Annotated in this window: 20 protein-coding genes; 4 read left to right on the top strand and 16 right to left on the bottom strand. The window is 72.2% G+C overall.

The genetic code is table 11. The features are described from left to right. Positions 1-107 precede the first annotated feature (107 nt). From BM223_RS22790 to BM223_RS30130, 11 genes are all read right to left on the bottom strand, one after another. Positions 108-803 carry an aggregation-promoting factor C-terminal-like domain-containing protein gene (locus BM223_RS22790; protein ID WP_038683658.1) on the bottom strand — a complete coding sequence of 232 codons (696 nt, stop codon included), beginning with the start codon at positions 801-803 and terminating at the stop codon, positions 108-110. Positions 804-1,012: 209 nt separating this feature from the next. Continuing rightward, positions 1,013-2,344: an RNA 5'-3' helicase PhoH2 gene (gene phoH2 / locus BM223_RS22795; RefSeq protein WP_038677274.1), complete on the bottom strand. Its 1,332-nt coding sequence runs from the start codon at positions 2,342-2,344 to the stop codon at positions 1,013-1,015. 195 nt (positions 2,345-2,539) lie between these two features. Continuing rightward, positions 2,540-3,253, bottom strand: a complete 714-nt coding sequence (gene trmB, locus BM223_RS22800) for a tRNA (guanosine(46)-N7)-methyltransferase TrmB (RefSeq protein ID WP_235319169.1) — start codon at positions 3,251-3,253, stop codon at positions 2,540-2,542. 8 nt (positions 3,254-3,261) lie between these two features. Beyond that, positions 3,262-3,609 (bottom strand): hypothetical protein, encoded by a 348-nt coding sequence (locus BM223_RS22805; protein WP_038677271.1) that lies wholly within the window; start codon positions 3,607-3,609, stop codon positions 3,262-3,264. Positions 3,610-3,699: 90 nt separating this feature from the next. After that, a complete protein-coding gene (gene tuf, locus BM223_RS22810) occupies positions 3,700-4,893 on the bottom strand; it encodes an elongation factor Tu (RefSeq protein WP_038677270.1) in 1,194 nt (397 codons plus the stop codon). A gap of 69 nt (positions 4,894-4,962) precedes the next feature. Further along, entirely contained in the window at positions 4,963-7,077 is a 2,115-nt protein-coding gene (gene fusA / locus BM223_RS22815) for an elongation factor G (protein WP_038677269.1), read from the bottom strand. A gap of 80 nt (positions 7,078-7,157) precedes the next feature. Continuing rightward, positions 7,158-7,628, bottom strand: coding sequence for a 30S ribosomal protein S7 (rpsG, locus tag BM223_RS22820; protein WP_038677268.1), 471 nt, complete (start codon positions 7,626-7,628; stop codon positions 7,158-7,160). Between the two features lies 1 nt (position 7,629). Further along, positions 7,630-8,004: a 30S ribosomal protein S12 gene (gene rpsL, locus BM223_RS22825; protein WP_038677267.1), complete on the bottom strand. Its 375-nt coding sequence runs from the start codon at positions 8,002-8,004 to the stop codon at positions 7,630-7,632. Between the two features lie 225 nt (positions 8,005-8,229). Next, complete coding sequence (locus BM223_RS22830) at positions 8,230-9,693, bottom strand: NCS2 family permease (RefSeq protein ID WP_038677266.1); 1,464 nt, start codon at positions 9,691-9,693, stop codon at positions 8,230-8,232. Beyond that, the gene (locus tag BM223_RS22835; protein WP_038677265.1) at positions 9,690-10,928 is read right to left on the bottom strand and encodes an MFS transporter; all 1,239 of its coding nucleotides are present in this window, start codon (positions 10,926-10,928) and stop codon (positions 9,690-9,692) included. The genes BM223_RS22830 and BM223_RS22835 overlap by 4 nt, the downstream gene beginning before the upstream one ends. 36 nt (positions 10,929-10,964) lie before the next feature. Then, positions 10,965-11,414: a MarR family transcriptional regulator gene (locus BM223_RS30130; RefSeq protein ID WP_038677264.1), complete on the bottom strand. Its 450-nt coding sequence runs from the start codon at positions 11,412-11,414 to the stop codon at positions 10,965-10,967. 93 nt (positions 11,415-11,507) lie between these two features. Between BM223_RS30130 and BM223_RS22845 the strand changes: the two genes are divergently transcribed. Then, a complete protein-coding gene (locus BM223_RS22845; protein ID WP_235319167.1) occupies positions 11,508-11,798 on the top strand; it encodes a DUF2530 domain-containing protein in 291 nt (96 codons plus the stop codon). Further along, positions 11,791-12,414, top strand: coding sequence for a class I SAM-dependent methyltransferase (locus tag BM223_RS22850; protein WP_052138302.1), 624 nt, complete (start codon positions 11,791-11,793; stop codon positions 12,412-12,414). The genes BM223_RS22845 and BM223_RS22850 overlap by 8 nt, the downstream gene beginning before the upstream one ends. Before the next feature lie 191 nt (positions 12,415-12,605). On the opposite strand, the gene BM223_RS22855 is transcribed toward BM223_RS22850, so the two are convergent. After that, entirely contained in the window at positions 12,606-13,400 is a 795-nt protein-coding gene (locus tag BM223_RS22855) for a DUF3027 domain-containing protein (protein WP_075018740.1), read from the bottom strand. Between the two features lie 68 nt (positions 13,401-13,468). Here BM223_RS22855 and BM223_RS22860 point away from each other — a divergent pair, with 68 nt between their 5' ends. Further along, positions 13,469-14,917 carry an MFS transporter gene (locus tag BM223_RS22860; RefSeq protein ID WP_235319166.1) on the top strand — a complete coding sequence of 483 codons (1,449 nt, stop codon included), beginning with the start codon at positions 13,469-13,471 and terminating at the stop codon, positions 14,915-14,917. 21 nt (positions 14,918-14,938) lie between these two features. Here BM223_RS22860 and BM223_RS22865 read toward each other — a convergent pair whose 3' ends face one another. Beyond that, complete coding sequence (locus tag BM223_RS22865) at positions 14,939-15,334, bottom strand: cold-shock protein (RefSeq protein WP_038677262.1); 396 nt, start codon at positions 15,332-15,334, stop codon at positions 14,939-14,941. Positions 15,335-15,414: 80 nt separating this feature from the next. On the opposite strand from BM223_RS22865, the gene BM223_RS22870 reads away from it, so the two are divergent. Then, positions 15,415-16,023: a GNAT family N-acetyltransferase gene (locus BM223_RS22870; RefSeq protein ID WP_200887075.1), complete on the top strand. Its 609-nt coding sequence runs from the start codon at positions 15,415-15,417 to the stop codon at positions 16,021-16,023. Here BM223_RS22870 and BM223_RS22875 read toward each other — a convergent pair. From BM223_RS22875 to BM223_RS22885, 3 genes are all read right to left on the bottom strand, one after another. Continuing rightward, positions 16,020-17,210: an RDD family protein gene (locus tag BM223_RS22875; protein WP_038677260.1), complete on the bottom strand. Its 1,191-nt coding sequence runs from the start codon at positions 17,208-17,210 to the stop codon at positions 16,020-16,022. The two genes, BM223_RS22870 and BM223_RS22875, sit on opposite strands and share 4 nt — an antisense overlap. 63 nt (positions 17,211-17,273) lie before the next feature. Beyond that, positions 17,274-18,923 (bottom strand): FHA domain-containing protein, encoded by a 1,650-nt coding sequence (locus BM223_RS29570; RefSeq protein ID WP_038677259.1) that lies wholly within the window; start codon positions 18,921-18,923, stop codon positions 17,274-17,276. Beyond that, positions 18,920-19,759 (bottom strand): PP2C family protein-serine/threonine phosphatase, encoded by an 840-nt coding sequence (locus BM223_RS22885; RefSeq protein WP_038677258.1) that lies wholly within the window; start codon positions 19,757-19,759, stop codon positions 18,920-18,922. The genes BM223_RS29570 and BM223_RS22885 overlap by 4 nt, the downstream gene beginning before the upstream one ends. Between the last annotated feature and the right edge of the window lie 207 nt (positions 19,760-19,966).

A 19,966-nucleotide genomic window follows, 5' to 3' on the forward strand; every position in this document is an offset into this window, starting at 1 on the left:
CGCCGACGCCGGCGTCTGGCCGCCAAGAATCAAGGACCGGGCAGAACCTCGACCGCGAGCGCGGCAGCGCGGCGCGACGAAGGAGCGACGCGCTCGCGCCATCCAGCTCAGTACCAGCCGACGGACTCGCTGTGCCCCCACGCGCTGCAGGGGCTGCCGTAGCGGTTCTTGATGTACCCGAGCCCCCAGCGGATCTGCGTCGCCGGGTTGGTCGCCCAGTCGGAGCCCTCGCTCGACATCTTGGAGCCGGGCAGCGCCTGCGGGATGCCGTAGGCGCTGGACGACGGGTTGTCGGCGTTGACGCGCCAGTTGGACTCGCGGGTCCACAGCGAGTCGAGGCAGCCGAACTGGTCGGAGGAGAAGCCGAACTCGCCCAGCAGGGCGCGGGCGATGTCGCGGGGGTCGGAGTCGGACAGCTTGCGCTCGTCGGTCATGGCCGCCGTCCGCGCCTCGCTGAGGTCGAGGGCCTTTGCCGGCACCGACTCGGGACGGCGGTCGCTGCGCGACAGGACCGCCTCGCGGCGCGGGGCGGCCGGCGCGGAGGCGGTGGCCGAGGCGCTGCTGTCGGCGGTGCCGGAACCGGAGCCGGCGGCGCCGGCGAGGGCGTCGAGGTCGGCGCTGGCGGCGGCCGGTGGGGCGACCTGCTGGCCGGCCAGGCCGGCGGCGATCGAGACGCCCGTCACGGCGACCGCGACGGAGGAGAAGACGACGGCATTGCGCGCGGCCTTGCGCGGCGCACGGGCCAGATGGGCGTGCTTCGGCGCTCCGCGGTGCTTGGGCGCGGGCTTGGCGTGATTCGACAAGTGCTCGTATCCGGGCTCGACGTCAGGGGGCTCGGCCACCGCCCGATCGGGCCCGACTCGATGTCATCACCGCCGGTGGCCAAGCGCCCACGATGCCTGAGGTGGCGGAGGGACGCAAACCGAACCGCGGAAGAACCGCCGGTTCCCGCGAACCCGTCTGCCCCCTGGGGCACACGAGTCACAGGCGTCCCACCCGCCACCCCGACCGATCAGAGGACGACGTTCTCCAGCATCTCGGTCACCAGCGCGGCGATGGGCGAGCGCTCGGACCGGGTCAGCGTCACGTGGGCGAAGAGCGGGTGCCCCTTGAGCTTCTCGACCACGGCGACGATGCCGTCGTGCCGGCCGACCCGCAGGTTGTCGCGCTGGGCGACGTCGTGGGTGAGCACGACCTTCGAGTTGGCGCCGATCCGGGAGAGCACGGTGAGGAGCACGTTGCGCTCGAGCGACTGCGCCTCGTCGACGATGACGAACGAGTCGTGCAGCGAGCGCCCGCGGATGTGGGTCAGCGGGAGCACCTCGAGCATGCCGCGGTCGAGGATCTCGTCGACCACGTCGCGCGAGGTGAGCGCGCCGAGGGTGTCGAAGACGGCCTGGCCCCAGGGCGACATCTTCTCCGACTCCGAGCCCGGCAGGTAGCCGAGCTCCTGGCCGCCGACGGCGAACAGCGGGCGGAAGACGACGACCTTCTTGTGCTGCTGGCGCTCCATCACCGCCTCGAGGCCCGCGCAGAGGGCCAGCGCGGACTTGCCGGTGCCGGCCCGGCCACCAAGGGAGACGATGCCCACCTCGGGGTCGAGGAGCAGGTCGAGGGCCACCCGCTGCTCGGCGCTGCGGCCGTGGATGCCGAACGCCTCGCGGTCGCCGCGCACGAGGTGCACCTGCTTGTCGGGGCCGACCCGGCCCAGCGCCGTCCCCCGCTCGGAGAGCAGGACCAGGCCGGTGTGGCAGGGCAGCTCGCGCGCCTCGGCGTGGTCGAGCGTCCCGTCGTCGTACAGCTCGTCGAGGTCGGTCGCGGTGACCTCGAGCTCGGCCATCCCGCTGTAGCCGGTGTCGGAGTCGCTGATCGTCTCGCCGCGGTACTCCTCGGCCGCGAGGCCGACCGCCGAGGCCTTGATCCGCATCGGCAGGTCCTTGGAGACCAGCGTGACGTCGTGCCCCTCGTCGGCGAGGTTGCGGGCCACCGCGAGGATCCGGGTGTCGTTGTCGCCGAGCCGGAAGCCCGACGGCAGCGACGAGGCGTCGGTGTGGTTGAGCTCGACCCGGACGCTGCCCCCCTCGTCCCCCACCGGGACGGGGGTGTCGAGCCGGCCGTGGCTCACGCGCATCTCGTCGAGCGAGCGCAGCGCGCTGCGTGCGAAGTACCCGAGCTCGGGGTGGTGCCGCTTGCCCTCGAGCTCGGTGATCACGACCACCGGCAGGACGACCTCGTGCTCCGCGAACCGGCGCAGGGCGGCCGGGTCGGCCAGCAGGACGCTGGTGTCGAGGACGTAGGTACGGCGCTGCGTGCTGGTCTGTGCCCCATCGTGAACGGTTCCCACGACTCACCTCACCGGACCGCACGCGCCCCTCAGGGCCGCCCCGGCCCTATTCCTTGTGGACGGACCGGGCTGCGCTTCCGTGATGTGTCACGTCGGGCCTCCCGATGTGGCCGGCTTCCCCACCTGCCACTGCTTCGGAAGGTACGCCCGGCGTCCAACCAAACCGGGCGCCACGCCGGTCCGCGAACGTTAATGTCAGGTGACGCGACGGTAGGCCAGGTCGGTGATGACCCGGTCCTTGGCGAGCCCCTTGCGCTCGAACTTCGTCACCGGCCGGTCGGCCCAGCGCTCGACCACCCCGCCCTCGAGCAGCGGCTCGGCGTCGAGCACCTCGACCATCTGCTCGGCGTAGTCGGCCCAGTCGGTGGCCAGCCGCCACACCGCGCCCGGCGCGAGCCGGGAGGCGACCAGGGCCGCGTTCTCGGCGTTGACCAGCCGGCGCTTGTGGTGCCGGGTCTTGTGCCACGGGTCGGGGAAGAACGTCCACAGCTCGCTGATCGCGCCCGGCCCGAGCAGGTGCTCCAGGGTCCAGACCGCGTCGACGCCGCAGAAGCGCACGTTGGTCGCGCCGGCCGCGGCCACCCGGCCCAGGCTCTCGGCGACACCCGGCTGCCAGACCTCCAGCGCCAGCACGTTGACCTCGGGACGCGCGGCGGCCAGCGCCGCCGTCGCCTCGCCGACGCCGCCCCCGATCTCGACGACCAGCGGCGCCTCGCGCTCGAAGCACGCGGCGAACGAGAAGCCCGGACGGTCGACGGCCTCGTCGGGGATGACCCACCGCTCGGCGTGCGCGTCCCAGGCGGCCTGCTGCTTGGGCGAGAACCGGCTGCCGCGGCGCGCGTAGGTCAGCACCTCGCGCAGCCGCCGGCCGTCGTCGGTGAGCTTGTGGTGCGGTCGCGCGGGCGTCACCCCACCACTCATGCCGAGCTCCCGATCAGGATCACGATGAAGATCACGTAGAGCACCACGAACGCCAGCCCGAGCAGCAGCAGGCAGCTGCCGACGATGCCGAGCACCCAGCCGATGGTGACCATCTGGGAGCCGCCGACGGTCCCCCGGGACGCCTCGATCTCCTTGCGGACCCGCCCGCCCATCACCCACGCGAACGGCGCCAGCACCTGGCACAGCGAGACGCCGAGGATGCCCAGGATCAGCACCGTCGTCGCCTGCGGGTGGTCCGGCGGCGGCGCCGGCGGCAGCCCGTGGCCGCCGTACGGCTGGTACGGCTGGGGGTCGTAGGGGTTCGGTCCGGGCGGCTGGCTCACCGGCCAATTCTCCCATTCGGCGCCCGCGCCGCAAAAGCAGAGGAGCCCCTGCCGCCGAAGCGGCAGGGGCTCCCCCCGAAGCAGGTCAGATCACTTGGTGATCTTCGTGACCCGGCCGGCGCCGACGGTGCGGCCACCCTCACGGATCGCGAACTTCAGGCCCTCGTCCATGGCGATCGGCTGGATCAGCTCGACCGTCATGTCCGTGTTGTCGCCCGGCATGACCATCTCGGTGCCCTCGGGGAGGGTCACGACGCCGGTCACGTCGGTGGTCCGGAAGTAGAACTGCGGACGGTAGTTGTTGAAGAACGGCGTGTGGCGGCCGCCCTCCTCCTTCGAGAGGATGTAGACGCTCGCCTCGAAGTTGGTGTGCGGGGTGGTGGTCCCCGGCTTCACCACGACCATGCCGCGCTCGACGTCCTCGCGCTTGGTGCCGCGGAGGAGCAGACCGACGTTCTCACCGGCCTGGCCCTCGTCGAGCAGCTTGCGGAACATCTCGACACCGGTGACGGTGGTCTTCTGCGAGGTGTCGCGGATGCCGATGATCTCGACCTCCTCGTTCACCTTGACGATGCCGCGCTCGATACGACCGGTGATGACGGTGCCACGACCGGTGATCGTGAAGACGTCCTCGACGGGCATGAGGAACGGCTTGTCGACCTCACGCTCGGGCTGCGGGATGTACTCGTCCACGGCCGACATGAGCTCGAGGACCGACTTGCCCCACTTCTCGTCGCCGTTCAGCGCCGGGAAGGCAGCAACGCGCACGACCGGAACGTCGTCGCCCGGGTACTCGTACTCGGAGAGGAGCTCGCGCACCTCCATCTCGACGAGCTCGATGAGCTCGTCGTCGTCGACCATGTCGCACTTGTTGAGCGCGACGACCAGGGCGGGGACGCCGACCTGGCGGGCGAGCAGCACGTGCTCACGGGTCTGCGGCATCGGACCGTCGGTCGCGGCGACCACGAGGATCGCGCCGTCCATCTGCGCGGCACCGGTGATCATGTTCTTGATGTAGTCCGCGTGACCGGGGCAGTCGACGTGCGCGTAGTGGCGCGCCTCGGTCTGGTACTCGATGTGCGCGATCGAGATCGTGATGCCGCGCTGGCGCTCCTCGGGAGCCTTGTCGATCTGGTCGAACGGCGAGGCCTCGTTGAGCTCGGGGTACGCGTCGTGCAGGACCTTCGAGATCGCCGCGGTCAGCGTGGTCTTGCCGTGGTCGATGTGACCGATCGTGCCGATGTTGACGTGCGGCTTGGTCCGCTCGAACTTCGCCTTAGCCACTGGGGCTCCTCCTGGATGTGTTGTTACTTGACTCGTACAAAGGGGTGGTGCGCCGAGGGTCTGCGACGATTACTCGCCGCGCGCCTTCTTGATGATCTCGTCGGCGATGTTCGTGGGAACCTCGGCGTACGAGTCGAACTCCATCGAGTACGACGCCTGGCCGGAGGTCTTGGACCTCAGGTCGCCAACGTACCCGAACATCTCGGACAGCGGCACGAGGGACGACACGACGATGTCGCCGTGACGCTCCTCCTGCGCGCGGATCTGGCCGCGACGGCTGTTGATGTCACCGATGACCGTACCGAGGAAGCTCTCGGGGGTGGTGACCTCGACGGCGAACATCGGCTCGAGGAGGCACGGCCGCGCCTTGCGGGCCGCCTCCTTGAACGACTGGATGCCGGCGATCTTGAACGCGAGCTCGGACGAGTCGACGTCGTGGTAGGCGCCGTCCTCGAGGGTGAACTTCACGTCCACCATCGGGTAGCCCGCCAGGACACCGAACTCCATGGCCTCCTGGCCACCCTGGTCGACCGAGGGGATGTACTCCTTCGGCACCCGACCACCGGACACGTTGTTGACGAACTCGTAGCCCGCACCCAGACCGGTCTCGGGGTCGGTGTTCGGCGCGAGGGAGATGACGACCTTCGCGAACTGACCCGAGCCACCCGTCTGCTTCTTGTGGGTGTAGGAGTGGTTGTTGACCTCGCCGCGGATGGTCTCGCGGTAGGCGACCTGCGGCTTGCCGACGGTCGCCTCGACCTTGAACTCGCGCTTCATCCGGTCGACGAGGATCTCGAGGTGGAGCTCGCCCATGCCGGCGATGATGGTCTGGCCGGTCTCCTCGTCGGTCTTGACGACGAAGGTCGGGTCCTCCTCGGAGAGCCGCTGGATGGCGGTGCCGAGCTTCTCCTGGTCGCTCTTGGTCTTCGGCTCGATGGCGACCTCGATCACCGGGGCCGGGAACGTCATCGACTCGAGGACGACCTGGTTGTTCGGGTCGCTCAGCGTGTGGCCGGTCTTGGTGTCCTTGAGACCCATGACGGCGACGATCTGACCAGCACCGACCGACGCGATCTCCTCGCGCTTGTTGGCGTGCATCTGGTAGACCTTGCCGATCCGCTCCTTGCGGCCGTTGACCGAGTTGACCACGGTCGAGCCGGCCTCGAGCTTGCCCGAGTAGACCCGGACGTAGATCAGCTTGCCGAGGTGCGGGTCGGAGGCGATCTTGTAGGCGAGGCCGGAGAACGGCTCGTCGTCGGAGGGCTTCCGGCTGATCGCCTTCTCCTCGTCGCGCGGGTCGTGACCGACGATCGCGTCGATGTCGAGCGGCGAGGGGAGGTAGTCGACGACCGCGTCGAGCAGGGGCTGGACGCCCTTGTTCTTGAACGCGGTGCCGCACAGGACCGGGTTGATCTTGTCGGCGAGGGTCGCGCGACGGATGGCGGTCTTGAGGGTCGGCACATCGAACGTGTCGCCGTCCTCGAGGTAGACCTCCATGATGTCGTCGTCGGCCTCGGCGAGGGTCTCGACGAGCTTCTCGCGGTACTCGGCGGCCTTGTCGGCCAGGTCCGCGGGGATCTCCTCGACGACGTAGTCCTCACCCATGGTCGTCTCGCCGCGCCAGACCTTGGCGTTCATCTCGACCAGGTCGACGACGCCGATGAAGTCGGACTCGGCACCGATCGGGAGCTGGAGGACGAGCGGGGTGGAGTTGAGGCGCTCGACGATCATGTCGACGCAGCGGAAGAAGTCGGCACCGGTGCGGTCCAGCTTGTTGACGAAGCACATCCGGGGCACGGAGTACTTGTTGGCCTGGCGCCACACCGTCATCGTCTGGGGCTCGACGCCCGCGACACCGTCGAACACCGCGACAGCGCCGTCGAGGACGCGCAGCGAGCGCTCGACCTCGGCCGTGAAGTCCACGTGGCCGGGGGTGTCGATGATGTTGATCTGGTGCTTCTTCCACCAACAGGTCGTCGCGGCCGACGTGATGGTGATGCCGCGCTCCTGCTCCTGCTCCATCCAGTCCATCGTGGCGCCGCCGTCGTGGACCTCACCGATCTTGTACGTGATGCCGGTGTAGAACAGGATGCGCTCGGTGGTGGTGGTCTTGCCGGCGTCGATGTGCGCCATGATGCCGATGTTGCGGACGACGTTCAGGTCCGTCGTGATGTCGACTGCCACGTGAGTCAGCGTTCCTTAGGTTCGGGTTGGAACCGGTGTGCCGGAGCGGGCGCCGCCGTGGCGGGCCCGCTCCGACGAAGTCACCAGCGGTAGTGAGCGAAGGCCTTGTTGGACTCGGCCATCTTGTGCGTGTCCTCGCGCTTCTTCACCGCGGCACCAAGGCCGTTGGCGGCGTCGAGGATCTCGTTCTGCAGGCGCTCGGCCATCGTCTTCTCACGACGGTCGGCGGCGTAGCCGACGAGCCAGCGCAGCGCGAGCGTGGTGCCACGCGTGCCCTTGACCTCGATCGGGACCTGGTAGGTCGCGCCACCGACGCGGCGGGACTTGACCTCGATCGCGGGGCGGACGTTGTCCAGCGCGCGCTTGAGGGTGATGACCGGGTCGGTGCCGGTCTTCTCGCGGGTGCCTTCGAGCGCGCCGTAGACGATGCGCTGCGCGACCTGCTTCTTGCCGTCCTGCAGCACCTTCGACACGAGCTGGCTCACCAGCTGCGACCCGTAGACCGGGTCGACGTCGATCGGCCGCTTCGGCGCGGGGCCCTTGCGCGGCATGTCAGCTCTTCTCCTTCTTGGCGCCGTAGCGGCTGCGAGCCTGCTTACGGTTCTTCACGGCCTGGGTGTCCAGAGCGCCGCGGATGACCTTGTAGCGAACACCGGGGAGGTCCTTCACACGACCGCCGCGGACGAGCACGATCGAGTGCTCCTGGAGGTTGTGACCCTCACCCGGGATGTAGGCGGTGACCTCGACGCCGCTGGACAGGCGCACACGGGCGACCTTGCGCAGGGCGGAGTTCGGCTTCTTGGGGGTGGTGGTGTAGACGCGGGTGCACACACCGCGACGCTGGGGCGAACCCTTCAGGGCAGGCGTCTTGGTCTTCGACACCTTGTCCTGGCGGCCCTTGCGGACCAACTGATTGATGGTGGGCACCTGGTGGTTCCCTTTCGGTTTGTTCTCACGGCTCGGCGCCTTGCCGGGCTCGGGATCCTGCTTGCTGCGATAGTGCCGGTGCGATCCTCGCGAGGGGCTGCCGGGAACCGGTGAACCTCGTAGGGCATGCTCGACGTGCCGGGTCACCCCAGACACGGGATTCGAGATTACCGGCCGGTCAGAGGCGGGTCAAAATGCCGACCGCACGCTCGCGGCCGGGGTGGGTCACGTCAGCAGCCGGGTGATCGGCTCGATGGCGAAGTAGACGACGAACAGGCCGGCCACGACCCACAGCAGCGGGTGCAGCTCGCGGGCCTTGCCGCGCACGATCTTGAGGAAGACGTACGACACGAAGCCGGCGCCGATGCCGACCGAGATCGAGTACGTGAACGGCATCAGCACGATGGTCAGGAAGGCCGGGACGGCGATCTCGACGTCGTTCCAGGAGATGCCGGTGATCTGCTGCATCATCAGGAAGCCGACCAGCACCAGCGCCGGGACGGCCGCCTCGGACGGGATCATCGCCACGAACGGCGAGAGGAAGATCGTCACCAGGAACAGCAGGCCGGTGACCACCGAGGCCAGCCCGGTCCGGGCCCCCTCCCCCACGCCCGACGCGGACTCGATGTACGACGTGTTGGACGAGACGCCCGCGGCGCCACCGGCGATCGCGGCGACGGAGTCGATGACGAGGATCCGCTCGGTGTTCGGCGGGGTGCCGTCCTCCTGGAGCAGGCCCGCCTCGGAGCCGATGGCGGTCATCGTGCCCATGGTGTCGAAGAAGTCGGCCAGCATCAGCGAGAAGACGAGGAGCAGGACGGTGACGACGCCGACCTTGTCCCACGAGCCGAGCAGGTTGAACTGGCCCAGGGTCCCGAAGTCGGGCGCCTGGAACAGGTCGTGGGGCCACGCCGGGACGGTCAGCGACCAGCCGCCGGCCTGCTCGGAGCGGCGGCCGAGGTCGGCGATCGACTCGAGGACGACCGAGGCGACCGTCATCACGATGATCGAGATGAGGATCGCGCCGCGCACCTGGCGCACCCACAGCGCGAGCATGAGCAGCAGGCCGACGACGAACACGAGCACCGGCCAGCCGTCGAGGTGACCGGAGACGCCGAGCTGGACGGGGACGGTGGTCTGCGCGGCGTCGGGCATCCGGCCGACCACACCCGCGTCGACGAAGCCGATGAGCGCGATGAACAGGCCGATGCCGACCGAGATCGCGACCTTGAGCTGCGCGGGGACGGCGCGGAAGACCGCCGTCCGGAAGCCGGTGAGGACGAGGACCAGGATGAGCACGCCCTCGATCACCACGAGGCCCATCGCGTCGGCCCAGGTCATCTGCCCGGCCACCGCGAGCGCGAGGAACGCGTTGAGCCCGAGCCCGGTGGCCAGCGCCAGCGGGTAGTTCGCCACCACCCCCATGAGGATCGTGATGACGCCCGCGACCAGCGCGGTGCCCGCGGCGATCGCCGGCAGGTTCGGCGCGCTGCCGCCGCCGAGGTACTTGCCGTCGACGTCGGTCGCGTAGCCGAGGATCAGCGGGTTGAGCACCACGATGTAGGCCATCGTGAAGAACGTGACCACACCGCCGCGGATCTCGCGCCCGACGGTCGAGCCACGCTCGCCGATCTTGAAGTAGCGGGCGATCGGGTGGGTGCTGACGCTGGAGGATTCGGCCGAGCTCACGACGGAAGCATGGCAGGCCGGGGCTCCGTGGTCCGCAGGGTGGTCGCGCTGCGGGACCGGTGCACCAGCACCGCCAGCCCGACGCCGACCAGGACGAGGGCGCCGCCGAGGATGAGCGTCCAGCGGGCGCCGTACTGCTCGCCGACCCAGCCGATGACCGGGGCACCGAGCGGGGTGCCGCCCATGACGATGGTCATGTAGATCGCCATCACCCGGCCGCGCAGCGCGGGTGCGGACTCGATCTGGAGCAGGGCGTTGCAGGAGTTGAGCACCGTGATCACCGAGAAGCCCAGCAGCGGGCACAGCAGCACGAAGGTCAGGTACGACGGCACGAGCCCCGCCGCGATCTCGAGGACGCCGAACGCGATCGCCGCCCCCAGCAGCAGCCGCAGCCGGACCTTGGCGCGCCCCGCGGCGACCAGGGCGCCGGTCAGCGAGCCGATCGCCAGGAACGAGCCGAGGATGCCGTACTCCTCGGCGCCCTTCCCGAAGACCTCGGTCGCCATCAGGGCGGAGGTGATCTGGAAGTTCATGCCGAAGGTGCCGACGAAGAAGACGAGCACCAGGATCATCAGCATCTTGGGCTGGCCGCGCAGGTAGGCGACGCCCTCGCGGAGCATGCCCGGCGTCCTCGCGGCCGCCTTGGGCGAGTGCAGCTCGGCCGGGTCCATCCGGCGCAGCTGGTAGATCACGGCCAGGTAGGACACCGCGTTGGCCAGGATCACCCAGCCGGTCGCGCGCATCCCACCGCCGCCGACGCCGATGAGCAGGCCGGCGAGGCCGGGGCCGATCAGGCGCGCGGAGTTGAACGCCGCGGAGTTGAGGCTGACCGCGTTGGCGACGTCGTCGGTGCCGACCATCTCGGACACGAACGCCTGGCGGGCGGGCGCGTCGAAGGCGGCGCCGATGCCGAACACGAACGCGATCACGTAGACGTGCCAGGTCTGCGCGCTGCCCGTCGCGGCGATCACGCCGAGCAGGAGCGCGGAGAGCGCCATCACGGCCTGGGTGACCTGGAGCAGCCGGCGCTTGGAGAAGCGGTCCGCGACCACGCCGGCGTACGGCGAGAGGAGGAGGACCGGGAGGAACTGCAGCCCGGTGGTGATGCCGAGCGCGGCACCGCCGTTGCCGGGGATGGTGAGGACCAGCCAGTCCTGGGCGACGCGCTGCATCCAGGTCCCGATGTTGGAGATCAGGCTGCCGGCGAAGTACAGGCGGTAGTTCGGGTGGGTCAGGGAGCGGAATCGGGGGCTCGTGGGGACTCCTTCGGGTCAGTCGGCTTCGGCGAGTCGTTGCAGGATGGGGGCGGCGCGGCGCAGGACGTCGCGCTCCTCCGGGGTCAGGTCGGCGAGCCGCTTGGAGAGCCAGCGGTCGCGGCGGGTCACGTCGGCGGCGACGACGGCGCGTCCCTCGTCGGTGATCCGGACGACGACCTGCCGGCCGTCGCTCGGGTGCGGGCGACGCTCGACGAGCTCGGCGTCGGCGAGCGCGGTGACCGTCCGGGTCATGCTCGGCGGCTGCACCTGCTCGCGGCCCGCCAGCGCCCCGACGGTGAGGTCGCCCTGCCGGTTGAGCGCGTAGAGCACCGCCATCGACGAGACGCTCAGGTCGTTGTCGGGGTGGCGCTCGCGGAACAGCCGGCGCCGCAGGCGCATCACCGCGAAGCGGAGCTCGGTCGCCAGCCCCGCGTTGCTGCGCACGCGCTTCTCAACAGTCGGCATATCGTTAGCATAAGTCGTTACCTGCGGTAACTATTCCCGGCGGCTTCCCGGCAGCCGCTCGCGGGGGCCGGGCGACCGTCGTACGATCGCGGTGTGGAGCTCCGCGACGACCAGCCGACCCAGCACGAGTTCGGCAAGCGCACCTACCTGATCGCGCCCGTCGAGCCCCTCGACGTCGACGGCGTGCGGACCGTCCAGGTCGGGACCCTGCTCTTCCTCGTCGCCTTCGTCGGGCTGCTGCCGTTCTACGGCCGGCTCCAGGACGACGGCCACACCTGGCTGCTGTGGATGTGCCTGACCGGCGTCGGCCTCGGCGTGCTCGGCACCGAGTACTGCAAGCGCCGCCGCCAGGTCCGCGCCGAGCGCGACTCCGACGATGACTGACACCCTCCCCCCGACCCGCTGGGCGCTCGGCGGGCCCCGCAACACCGGCTACGGCGAGCGCTTCGCCGACCTCATCGCGCAGGGCGAGGACGTCGTCGGCGAGGGCCGCCTCGCCGACGCGATGGCCGCCCGCGGCGCCCGGATCCTCGACGCCGGCTCCGGCATGGGCCGGATCGGCGCCTACCTCCAGGCCTGCGGCCACCAGGTCACCGCGGCCGAGCCCGACCCCGACCTCGTCGCGCAGTCACGCCGCACCTTCCCCGACCTGCCCGTCGTCCCCCTCGAGATCCTGGCCCTCACCCCCGCCGCCCTCGCCGATGCCGGCGTCGCGACCGAGTACGACCTGGTCGTGTGCGTGGGCAACGTCCTGACGTTCGTCGCCGAGGACACCGAGGTCGCCGTCCTGTCCCGGCTCGGGTCGCTGCTCGCGCCCGGCGGCCGGATCCTCGCCGGCTTCCACCTCCAGGACGGCCCCGCCACCGCCCGCCGCTACCCGCCCGACGAGTTCGCGGCCGACGTCGCCGCCGCCGGGCTGCGGGTCGAGCAGCGGTTCGGCGGGTACGACCTGCGCCCGGTCGACGACAGGTACGCCGTCTGGGTGCTCGGGCGGGGCTGAGCCCGACCCGGGCGCCGGCCGCACGGGACGAAGCCGGCCCGGAGCCCGAGGGAGCGAGGCACGAGCGACCGAAGCGGAGGGAGGCGCCGTTCCGGGCGCCGGCCGGCTGGCCGCCAGGTCGCCCCGGGCCCGGCTCACGCCGACGGCGTGCGCGGCAGCGCGGCGCGAGCGACGCGCTCGCGCCCTCCAGGTCAGAACGCTTCGAGGTCGTCGAGCGAGACGGTGTCGATGACCGGCGGGGCCGGCGGCTGCGGCTGCTGGCGCTTGGTCAGCCGGACCTCGGAGTGCCCGCCGCAGCCGTGGTCGTGGGCGACCACGCGGCCGTCGTCGTTGGCGTCGCCGTTGGCACAGACGCCGAACAGCTCGGAGAGCGGCCCGGAGAGCCGGACCAGGAAGCCGCAGGAGTGGCAGTGGTGCGGCGCGGCCTTGGCGATCGGGGCGTCGGGGCCGGGCTCGCCGTCGTACCAGCGCTCGGCGGCGGCGTCGCGGCCCTCGGGCGAGAGCACCCGGACCCGGCCGAGGCCGAGGTCCTTGGCGACCGTGCGGATCTGGGCCTTGTCGTCGGTGTCGAGCGGGTCGTCGCCGAAGGAGTACGTCGGCACGAGCCGCGGGTCGTCGTCGGCGACGGGGAGCAGGTCGCCGGGCGACATGTCGCCGGGCTGGAGCCGCTCGCGGTAGGGCACCCAGGCGGGGGCGACGATCGCCTCCGGGCCGGGCAGCAGCACGACCTCGACGACGGTGACCTTCTTCTGCCGCGAGGCGCGGGTCAGGGTGACCGCCCACTGCCAGCCGCGGTAGCCCTTCCGGCTGCAGTCGAACAGGTGGGTGACGACGCGCAGCCCGTCGGTCTGGTGACCGAGGTGCTCGCCCACGTCGGAGGCGTCGACCTCGGCGAGCAGTGCCGTGCGCGCCGTGTCGATGGCGTCGGCGATGACGGCGTCGGTCAGCTTGCGCTCGAGGGTGGACACGCGGACAGCATCCCCCATCGGGGCGACGGTCGTCACGTCGGGGCGGCGCGCGGCACCTGTCGGGGCCACCAGGCAAGATAGGAGGGGTGAGCAGCAACGGACCCGACCCGCGCCGTCCGGAGGCGCCATCCGGTCCACTGCCGGGCCCCGATCCCGCCTCCGAGCCGACGGCCGAGGCCGGGTCTGTGCGGGCCGCCAAGGCGACCGCGCGCGGGATGAAGGGCTTCGCCCGGGTGACCGGGCGCGCGAGCAAGGCCACCGTGCGGACGGCGCGGAAGGCCGCCGGCGCCCAGGGCGCCGACCGGTCGGGCCTCAACCGGCTGATCGAGCTGCACGCCGCCAACGCGGCGGGAGACTCGGCGTTCGCGATCGCGCTGGCCGGCACCGTCTTCTTCGCTGGCGCGACGAGCGGCGAGCGCGGCCCGGTCCTGCTGTTCCTCGGCCTCACGATGGTCCCGTTCGCCATCGTCGCGCCGCTGATCGGCCCCTTCCTCGACCGGTTCAGCCACGGCCGCCGGTGGGCGATCGGCGCGACCTTCGCGCTGCGCGCCTTCCTGTGCTGGGTGCTGGCCGGGACCCTGGGCAGCGGCTCGCCCTGGTTCTACGTCGCGGCACTCGGCGTCCTCGTCTCCTCCAAGGCGTACGGCGTGGCCAAGGCCGCCGCCGTACCCCGTCTGGTGCCGCCCGAGATCACCCTGGTCAAGGCCAACGGCCGGGTGGCGCTCGCCGGCGTGGTCGGCGCGTGCGTGTCCGGGCCGCTGGCGGGCCTGGCGTTCTGGATCGGCCCGGAGTGGGCCTGCCGCTACGCATTCCTCGTCTTCACCCTCGGCACGATCGCCGCGATCCTGCTGCCCAAGCAGATCGACGCGACCAGTGGCGAGGAGTCCGTCGACGCGCCGCGCACGGACGGCACCCGCCGCAGCAGCGGGCTCCCGCCCAAGGTCGCCTTCGCGCTGCGGGCCAACTGCGGGCCCCGCCTGCTGTCCGGCTTCCTGACCATGTTCATGACCTTCCTGCTGGCCACCGAGCCGCTCGACGGGTGGGAGACGAAGACGAAGTCGACCCTGCTGGTCGGCCTCGTGATCGGCGCCGCCGGCCTCGGCAACACGCTGGGGATCGTGGTCGCGTCGCTCGCCCGCAAGATCAACCCCGCCGTGATGGTGGTCGTCGCGCTGATCGCCGACATCGCGGCGCTGGTGCTCGCGACGGTGTTCTACAGCCTGCTGCCGCTGCTCGTGCTCGGCCTGACCGTGGGCCTCATGCAGTACCTCGCCAAGGTCTCCCTCGACTCGACGATCCAGGCCGGCGTCCCGGTGCGGGCGCACGCCAGCGCCTTCGCCAAGGGCGACACCACGCTCCAGCTGGCGTGGGTGATCGGCGGCTTCCTCGGCGTGATCTTGTCCTACCCGGCGATCAACGGCGTCGGCCTCGGCTTCGCTGCCGTCCTGCTGACGGCCTGGGCCGTCTTCGTGCTGCGCACCGCGCCGGCGCGCCGGAAGAAGGACACCGACCAGCCGGTCACGGCCGGCGGCTGAGCCCGCGCACGTCGCGGAGGCTCAGCCCTCGAGCTCGTCGGCGAGGGCGCGCAGGAGCATCGCCACCGGCTGCGCCGTCCGGCGGTCGGGGTGGCGACCGTGCCGGTAGGCCTCCCCCACGCCGTCGAGCAGCCGGATCAGGTCCTCGACGATCGGGACCATCTCCTCCGGCTTCTTGCGCCGCGCCTCCTTCTGGTTGCGCGAGACCGACGCCGGGGCGTCGACGAGGCGGACCTGCAGGGCCTGGTCGCCACGGCGACCCTGGGCGATGCCGAACTCGACGCGGGTCCCCGCCTTGAGGGTGGTGACGCCCTCGGGGAGCGCGTCGGCACGCACGTAGACGTCGGCCCCGTCGGGCTGCGAGAGGAAGCCGAAGCCCTTCTCCGCGTCGTACCACTTCACCTTGCCAGTAGGCACGGCTCTCGGCCCACCTCTCGTGTCGTCGTCGGGAACGGCACATCGTAGGACATGCCGTGTCGCCACCTATTCTCACGATCGTGGCAACCCAATTGATGCCGCCGGTCCTGCCGGCCCCCGCCCTGCCTCTGCGCACCGAGCGCCTGGTGCTGCGCACCGTGCGCCCCGACGACCGCGCCGCCATCGGCGCCTACTGCGCCGACCCCGAGGTCACCCGGTACCTGCCCTTCCCCGCACTGGACGACGACGGCCTCACCACCCGCATGGACCGCCTCGTCGCCGGCACCGCGCCGTCCACGACCGGCGAGATCCTCGCCCTCGCCGTCGAGCACGACGGGACCCTCGTCGGCGACCTCATGCTCCGCCTCGCCGCCGCCCACTCCCCCGACTCGTCGCCCTCGATCGCCGAGCTGGGCTGGGTGTTCGCGCCGTCGTACGCGGGGCGCGGGTTCGCCACCGAGGCGGCCACCGCGCTCATTGACCTCGCCTTCACCCACTACCCGCTGCACCGCCTCATGGCGCAGCTCGACCCGCGCAACCTGGCGTCGTCCCGGCTGTGCGAGCGGCTCGGGATGACGCTCGAGGCGCACACCCGCGAGGACTACGCCGAGCGCGGCGGCGGGTGGAGCGACACCGCCGTCTACGGACTGCTGCGGCGCGAGTGGGAGAGCCGGGACTCCGGCTCCTAGGCCTGCTCGACCCGCATGCTGCGGTCGCCGAACCGGACCACGTCGCCGGCCAGCAGCGTGCTCGGCCGGCCCGGGGTCAGCGACCGGGACATCCCCTGGCGGACCACGTAGGAGCCGTTGGTCGAGCCGCGGTCCATCACCACCAGCGCGCCGTCGGGCGCCACCTGGAATTGCGCGTGGGTCTTGGACAGCGACATGTCGCTCGACCGCAGCGGCACCACGTGCCGGACCGGCTCGCCCGGACGCGCCTCCGGACGCCGTCCCACCAGCGCGAGGCCCTCGACCTCGAACGCCTCGCCCGTGTCGAACTCGACCCGCCAGCGGAGCGCCGGGGGCGGGACGGCGGGCGCGGCGCCGGCGCCGGCGCCGGCGCTGCTGCCGGTCGGGGGGCGGACCCGGGTCTGCTCGGCGGCCGGGGCGAGGGGGGCGGCAGGCTGTGCGGGCTGGGCGGGGGTGGCTCGGTGCGCGCCGGGCGCCGGCGCCGGTGCCGGGGGCGGGGTCGGCGCCGGGGCGGGGGGTGGCGTCGGGGCCGGGGCGGGTGTCGGCGTGGGCGTCGGGGTGGGTGTCGGGGTGGGTGTCGGGGTCGGGGTCGGCGTGTCCAGGACCGGCGACGGCAGCAGCCGCATCGCCGTCAGGTTCACCACCTGCTGCGGCCGGGCGACCTCCTCCTCGGCGAGGGGCTCGGGGCGCGGGCGGGCGTCGACCACCACCGCGTCCCCGATCCGGTCGTGGAGGGCGCGGCGCTGCCGGTCCGGGTCCATCGCCGCGGTCCAGGCGAGGGTGGCCCAGCCGAGACCGACGGTCGGCAGTCCGGCCACACCGAGCGCCAGCGCGCGGCCGATCGCCGGGAGGACGCCGATCGGGCGCCCGGTGCTCCGCCGCACCACCCGGAGGCCGGCCAGCGCCTTGCCGGGCGTCCGTCCCGTCGTCCCGAGGACGATCGCGAGCACCAGCCCGACCAGCACCACGACCCCGGCGAACGCCAGGACCGCCATCAGCACGTCGTCGCTGACCAGCCACACGCCCGCGGCGGCCGCCGCCCCCAGCCCCCAGCCGAGGACCCGGTCGACGAGGAACGCCGTGAACCGGCGGTCCATCTCGGCAGGCCGGTGGTCCGCGACCGCCCCGGACGCCCCGAGGGCGCCCAGGGGGGAGCCGAGGGACGGGGGTGGCGCGAGGGACGACATGCGGGGTGCTCCGAGCAGCGAGGTGGGCGGGTGTTTTCGTGTGTGTGGGGGGTCAGGCGGTGGTCAGGGTCGGGTCACCTGGATGGTGACGCCGTCGCCGAGGTTGATGATCGCGCCCGGGATGAGCTGGACCGCGATTCCCGGCTTGAGGTCCTCCGGCCCGAGCCCCGGCTGGACCAGGACGGTGCCGTTGGTGGAGCCCATGTCGGTGACCACGGCGGTCCCGAGGTCGGCGCCGGTGCCGGGCCGCACCTCGACGTGCGTGGACGAGATCTCGTGCAGCCGGCTCGGCACCGTGACCAGCGTCGGCTGCTCGGTCGAGGTGAACCTCCGCGCCTCCGGCGCGCGCCCGATCAGGACCGCGCGGTCGACCACGATCGTCTGGCCGTCGGAGACGAGCAGCTGGGCCACCGGCTGGGTGACCGCGGGCACCTGCGGCTGACCGGGGATCCCCGGGATCGGCGGGGACGGCGGCTCGCCACCGCCCACCACCGTGTGCCCGTCGTGCTCGACGCCGGGCAGGCCGGGGGCGGCCGGGGCGGCCGGAGCGGAGGGTGTGGGAGGTGCGGGAGGGGCGGGCGGCGGCGGGTAGGCGCCGGTGACCGGCTCCCAGGAGCCGATGGGGAGCGGCGGCGCGTCGGGGGCAGCGTCGGGGGTCGGGACGGGGACACCCGGCGGCGGGGGCGGGATCCAGCCCGGGGGCGCCACCTCGGTCGCGGCGCCGGTGCCTGCACCGGCATCGAGCGGCAGGACGGACGGGGTCGGCTCGGGGTCGACGGCGGCGGGCTGGTCCCAGGGGGTGACCCAGCCGTCGGGAGCCGGCTCGGGCGCGGGCTCGGGCTCGGGTGCGGGCTCGGGTGCGGGCTCGGGCGTGGCTTCGGCCGCGGGCTCGGCGTCGGGCTCTGCGGCGAGCTCGGCGGCCTCGGCGGACTCGGCGACGGGGAGCGGGTCGGTGAGCGGGTCGCCCACGAGGGGCTCGTCGACGACCTCCATGACCTCGGTGAGCGGGCCGTCGTCCGGGACGTCGACGACCGCGGGGGTCACGACCGGCACGTCCGGAACCTCCGGCACCGCCGGCGCCTCCGGCGCCTCGGTGGCACTGGTCCCGACGACCGAGGGCCGGTCGATCCGGCCGACCCGGACCAGGCCGGTGTCGATGGCGAAGTCCGCACCGCTCCCGGCCGACCCGGAGCCGGCGCCGGACGCGTCGCCGGACTCGTCGGGCAGGGTGATCGTGAGCGCGGTGACGTCGTCGACCGTCTGCTCGACCCAGGTGTGGCTGGCGGCGCCGTCGACGGTGACCGTCTCGCCGGCGCTGCCCGTGCCGCCCGTGCCGCCCGTGCCACCAGAGGTGACGGTGGCGACGACGCCGGTGCCGCGCAGCAGGAAGCGGGTGGGGCCGTCGGGGTGGGTGCTGATCAGGACGAAGCCGGGGATCCGGCTCAGGCCGGAGGCGAGCAGACCGTCGAGGACCTCGTCGAAGCCGGCGCCGCCGTCGACGGTCGCCCAGAGGGCGACGACCTGGTCCTTCTGCGACGCGGGCAGGACGATGGCGGCCTGCGGACCGAACACGGCGAGCCAGGAGCCCGTGCGGTAGGACCAGGCTCCGGTCCCGCCCGGCGTCCCCGGCGTCCCGGGCGTCCCGGGCGTTGCGGTCGGCCCGGTCGTGGCGGGCGTGGCGGCGGGCTCGGCGTCGCTGACGTTCTCGCTCATGGGAGTGCTCCCAACTTCTGCTCCAGACTCATCCGCTGGGCGGCCGAGTCGTACGGATCTTCGTGCGCCAATCCCACCACATCGACCACGACGGCAGTCGCGTTGTCGTGTCCGCCGGCGGCCACGGCCGCGGCGACGAGGGCGTCGGCGGCGTCGCGGGGGTCGTCGTGACGGGCGAGGATCTCGGCGATGCTGGGGTCGTCGATCATCCCGCTGACGCCGTCGGAGCACAGGACGAGGCGCTCGACGGCGGAGAGCGGGAGCAGGAAGTAGTCGGCGGCGCCGCTGACGCTGCTCGGCATGGCCGCGCCCCCGAGGGCGCGGGTGACCACGTTGCGGCTCGGGTGGACGGCGGCGGCGGCCGGGGTGAGGCGGCCGGCGTCGACGAGCTCCTGGACGACACTGTGGTCGACGCTGACCTGCTCCAGCTCGCCCTCGGAGAAGCGGTAGATGCGCGAGTCGCCAACATTGGCCAGCAGCCAGCGCGGGCCGTCCGGGGACTCGACGAGGAGGGCGATCACGGCCGTCGTCCCGGCGGCGAAGGTGTCGCCGGCGCCGGCCGCGCGCTGCTCGGCGTCGTAGGCGAGCAGGCGGTCCTGGACCGCCTGGAGGGTCGCGTCGACGACGGCGGTCCCGCGCTCGAGGTCGTAGCGGCCCTCGGCGAGGCGGGCGAACTCCTCGACGACGAACGCGCTCGCGATGTCGCCGCGGTCGTGGCCGCCCATGCCGTCGGCGACGACGAAGACGGGAGGGGTCGCGAGGTAGGCATCCTCGTTGGCCTGGCGGACGAGACCGACGTCCGTGGCGGCCCCGTGGTGGAGCTCGACGTGGGTCATGCGACCCGGGGCCCTGACCGCGTCGGTAGCGTTGCCCTCGTGGGAGCAGGCCCGAGCGGACACCGGTCGCTGGCCGACCAGTTGCGGTCGTGGCCGGACGAGCGGATCCGACGCCTGCTCACGGAACGTCCCGACCTGGCCACCCCTGCCCCTCACGACTTCGGACAACTCGCTTCGCGCGCCGCGGTGAGGAGCTCGATCGCTCGC

Source organism: Pimelobacter simplex (assembly GCF_900114845.1).
In the GTDB taxonomy this organism is placed as follows: domain Bacteria; phylum Actinomycetota; class Actinomycetes; order Propionibacteriales; family Nocardioidaceae; genus Nocardioides; species Nocardioides simplex.

What these genes read in the sequence shown, in the direction of transcription:
- BM223_RS22875 (WP_038677260.1), bottom strand. Translation starts at nt 17,210, where the DNA reads ATGTCGTCCCTCGCGCCACCCCCGTCCCTCGGCTCCCCCCTGGGCGCC.
- BM223_RS22850 (WP_052138302.1), top strand. Translation starts at nt 11,791, where the DNA reads ATGACTGACACCCTCCCCCCGACCCGCTGGGCGCTCGGCGGGCCCCGC.
- BM223_RS29570 (WP_038677259.1), bottom strand. Translation starts at nt 18,923, where the DNA reads ATGAGCGAGAACGTCAGCGACGCCGAGCCCGCCGCCACGCCCGCCACG.
- BM223_RS22855 (WP_075018740.1), bottom strand. Translation starts at nt 13,400, where the DNA reads ATGGGGGATGCTGTCCGCGTGTCCACCCTCGAGCGCAAGCTGACCGAC.
- BM223_RS22885 (WP_038677258.1), bottom strand. Translation starts at nt 19,759, where the DNA reads ATGACCCACGTCGAGCTCCACCACGGGGCCGCCACGGACGTCGGTCTC.
- rpsG (WP_038677268.1), bottom strand. Translation starts at nt 7,628, where the DNA reads ATGCCGCGCAAGGGCCCCGCGCCGAAGCGGCCGATCGACGTCGACCCG.
- BM223_RS30130 (WP_038677264.1), bottom strand. Translation starts at nt 11,414, where the DNA reads ATGCCGACTGTTGAGAAGCGCGTGCGCAGCAACGCGGGGCTGGCGACC.